We start from the raw sequence: 3,816 nt of genomic DNA, 5'->3' as shown, positions 1-3,816 counted from the left end.
GAAAGCTAAAGAAAGAGATGCCGATAGGAATGGCCCAGTTTAATCCCGGTAGGTTCCCATGTCCTAACATATCGTTTACATTATCAATAATAAAGTTATAGTACTTGAAGATAACCAATGGGGCGATACCTGATATCGTCCCCAGCCAGCAAATTAATTTTTTACTTTTGTTTGAAACTGTGACGCATAGTGCCATGGAATAGGTAACCAAAGTTACCCATAATAATACGAATGCACACCAAGGTACATATTGCATATACAAGGCGTATGAAACCAGGAGCAACAGCACATTGCTTTCCTTACCCTGTTCCTTTTTCCCCTGTAAATAGCTAATGGCATAATATCCTCCAAAAATCAGCGGAAATAACCAAAGAAATTGGAATGAATTAAAAATCATAGTTTGGAAATCAAGGTCGTGATATAATCGTTTGTGTGTTAGAGAGTGCTAAAGCCTTTTTAAAAAAATCTAAAGACTTTTGCCGATATGTATTTAGTGCATTATCAACTTTTGCATAATCTATTTCATTCTTAATTGCCAATATGTCTCCATTGAATTTTCTATCTGTAAGTTGAAACAAGGTTAAGAGACTGTCAATGCGACTATGAGTAGAGTTTCCTCTTTTAGGATTTACTCGATAAAAAGTGGTGAATTTTCGATGTGTCAAGATAGAAAAAATTGTTCCATGAAATGAATCTGTGCACACATAGGCTGCATTACTCAATAATTTAACAAAATCCCATGCATTGATATCGTATGGTGCATAATCACCAATGGTTTCATCGGCAGGTACATACTCATCCATGTGGCGCATAATTACAATTTTAAAACCTGTATGCATTGATAGTTTTGCTGCTTCTTTGCGGATATCTTCCCTAGAACCTAAAAAATAACAAAAAATATAAGGCTCTGTTGGTGTTTCTTTATGCGAATGTGAAGCAAATTCCAACCATTCCTTACAAGTTAAAAGCATTGTTGGATCACTCACCACTTGTGCTTTTTGATTCGAATATTGTTCGACAATTTCTTTCCCTTTCGTTTCGCGAACTGAAACCATGTCCATTCTTTCTAAATATCGTTTAGTTCCTTTATGTTGTATTGATGGAATGGAAGAAACACCATAGCTTGAAGCATAAGAAAATTTAGGTACACGGTCGTCCACAAAATTCAGATTCCAATAGTTACTATAAAAGCCAAAGGGGCGCCACACTTGGTCGCTTCCTACAAATACAGCATCGAATAGTTTAGAGCCTTCACAAAGGGATTTATACCCTTTATATTCCTTAAAAAAAGGGACAAATTCTTGTTTTTTAAAAGCGTTAGTTGCATTGAGGCGTATTTGCTGATTAGACATGTAATCCGGATATCTTTTACAATCATCTTTAAACTTCTTTTTTTGGGCTAATAGTTCAAAACCTCCACTCAGCATTAGGCCCGGGGCTATTTTCAACCAATCCCATACATTACGTTGTTTTATATACTTGATAAAAGTTAAGTCGTAACCTAAAGCCTGTACGATTTTCATAGTAGCATAAGCTTGTAAACATGATCCATAATTGGTGTGATTCAGGTCACTGACAATCACACCACCAATTTTCTTTTTACTCATAATATTCAATGCTGTTTTTAATTATTCTTTAGGCGCTTTTTTCTTTAGCAAAGGTATAAGAAACCATAGTTTTTTATTTCGACCGATAAATTGTTGAATGCAGGTATGGATGTATGATATTAACCATTTGGTTTGATTACTGCTTTTTAAATCAATATCATATTGAGGTGTCTTAAATCCTAAAATCTTATTTATCCGAATAAATGTGGAATTTCTTTCTTTTTTTATTCTTGCCATTACCTGACTTTTATTCACAGTCTCTACAGATATTTCGTCTAAAGTAATTGAACCTGCCTTTTGGGCCTCTAATAACCATTGTAGCATTTTAGGATTACGTACAATTATCGAGTTCACGCCTATCTTGTCTGTTATATAAGGAGCAATATGTATGTCTCCGAAACAAACATCGGCTAACTCTCCATAATGATCGATGCACATAGTACATCGATTTGGCACAAAAAAGCTTCGAAGCGGATGATAATAGTTTTGAAATCTCTCTTCATGCTGAATGCCTTCTCCCCTTGCAACCATATTACCCAAGCACCCATTATCTCGATAAGCGAAGTACGTTAAGGCATTTCGATTGATCCCTCTTTCTTTAAAGATATATTCTGTCAGATAAAAGCTGCGTCCTGACGAACAATAGATAGCAAAATATCCGGCTATTTTTTCTTTATAATGTTTATCCAGTGCCTCGTATTTTCTAAATCCTTCTATATGACATGGTAAGCCCACAATTACATACCTGCTTCCTGCTGCTTGCTTTATCTTTTCTATGATGCCATGTAGTGATACTGGAGAATATTTGCTACTTTTAGCTTCTAAAATGTCTTGGGGTGTAGTAGCAATATAAGATTTTACCATCAATGGAGCTTTTTTATCAAAAGCAGTAACTACTGCCCCGTCTATATGGTTGTTTTCTAAAAGGTAAATTAGAAATTGACTAACCATACCTCCTGAGGCACTATGATAGCGTATAGAGTAATCATTGCTATGTCCTGAGAAACATTTTAGATAATGTCCTGCTAATGCATCATTGTTTGTGCCCTTAAAATTTATTTGGGCTATTTTAACAAGGTTGATCCCAATACCGGGGCAAACGTCGTAGCAACGATGGCAGCCTTTATCGTTTTTACAAATTTGGTCATTGATAGATGGGTGGAAACAACCATTTTTTGTGGTTATTTTAATAGCATGTGAAGGACATGCACTTTTACATATACCACACCCTGTACATAGGTCATGATAAACAGTATAGTTTATATTGGGTAGATTATTCATCGTTTAAAATGATATAAAATAATAAAAAACAAAGAAAGATGATGTTTCATTGCGAAGATATAAAGATTGTCATACCATCCATATTTCTGAGAAATGGGATCTTGATAAAAGGGCTGCAGTAATGGATGTTTTGTTTCACTACTTAGATGAACCATTTTCTGTATGAAGGATTCATTGCTTAGAGAAATATGTTTTAAGATTATCTTGAAAATGCGTAAAAGCTGAGTGAAATAGTGGTTCTTATAATCATTATACTCAAAGTTTTCATCACAATATTTTTTTACTTCATGCAGCAAATTGATGAGTCGAGTATGTTTCTGTGCTGAGTAATTCTGCGAAATAGAAGAGGGGTTTATCGTGTAGTTATAGAATATATTGGGCAGAATCTTTATTTTTTGAACATGAGGTAAAATATAAAGTAAAAAAACGAGGTCTTCTGAGGCGATTAATCGTTCGCTCGGATAACGTACTCCACTGTCTATGTAGATACTTCTCCGAAAAACAGCCATGCAGGAACTCATACCATAAGTTTTACTATGTTTATTGGTTGCATCTTTACCTATTATTCCCATTAAGAAGTTCTTCACATTAGCTCCTTCGAAAAATTCCTCGGTTACTTTATGTTTATTGGGAAGAATAATGCCTTCTTGTGTTATACGTTGGTGTTGGAAACAGCACATATCTAAATCTTGAGATTTACAGCAGTTATATACACATGCATAGGTTTCAGACTCCACAAAGTCATCAGAATCACAGAAAGTCACGTATTCACCTGATGCTATTTCTATGCCGCTGTTGCGTGCCATTCCCAATCCTTCGTTCTTTTTATGTATAATTTTGATACGAGAATCTTGTTGGGCATATCTATCGCATATTTGTGGACACTTATCCGGTGATTCATCATCAACAAGAATTATTTCTATTTCTT

At 34.9% G+C, this 3,816-nt stretch carries 4 protein-coding genes; all 4 read right to left on the bottom strand.

What is annotated here, in order from left to right:
* Positions 1-397 (bottom strand): hypothetical protein (locus tag ACLUJM_RS13165; protein ID WP_412413015.1); only part of this gene is annotated, 397 nt, incomplete at its 3' end.
* A gap of 10 nt (positions 398-407) precedes the next feature.
* Positions 408-1,607 (bottom strand): polysaccharide pyruvyl transferase family protein, encoded by a 1,200-nt coding sequence (locus ACLUJM_RS13160; RefSeq protein WP_165017689.1) that lies wholly within the window; start codon positions 1,605-1,607, stop codon positions 408-410.
* A gap of 21 nt (positions 1,608-1,628) precedes the next feature.
* On the bottom strand, positions 1,629-2,888 hold the full coding sequence (locus tag ACLUJM_RS13155; RefSeq protein WP_165017692.1) for a Coenzyme F420 hydrogenase/dehydrogenase, beta subunit C-terminal domain: 1,260 nt from the start codon (positions 2,886-2,888) through the stop codon (positions 1,629-1,631).
* Positions 2,885-3,816, bottom strand: a 932-nt coding sequence (locus ACLUJM_RS13150) for a glycosyltransferase family 2 protein (RefSeq protein WP_412413014.1), incomplete at its 5' end; no start/stop codon positions are given. The genes ACLUJM_RS13155 and ACLUJM_RS13150, both read right to left, overlap by 4 nt.

This window comes from Finegoldia sp. (genome assembly GCF_046991905.1).
In the GTDB taxonomy this organism is placed as follows: domain Bacteria; phylum Bacillota; class Clostridia; order Tissierellales; family Peptoniphilaceae; genus Finegoldia.
This window is presented reverse-complemented; position numbering and strand designations above follow the sequence as displayed.

What these genes read in the sequence shown, in the direction of transcription:
- ACLUJM_RS13155 (WP_165017692.1), bottom strand. Translation starts at nt 2,888, where the DNA reads ATGAATAATCTACCCAATATAAACTATACTGTTTATCATGACCTATGT.
- ACLUJM_RS13160 (WP_165017689.1), bottom strand. Translation starts at nt 1,607, where the DNA reads ATGAGTAAAAAGAAAATTGGTGGTGTGATTGTCAGTGACCTGAATCAC.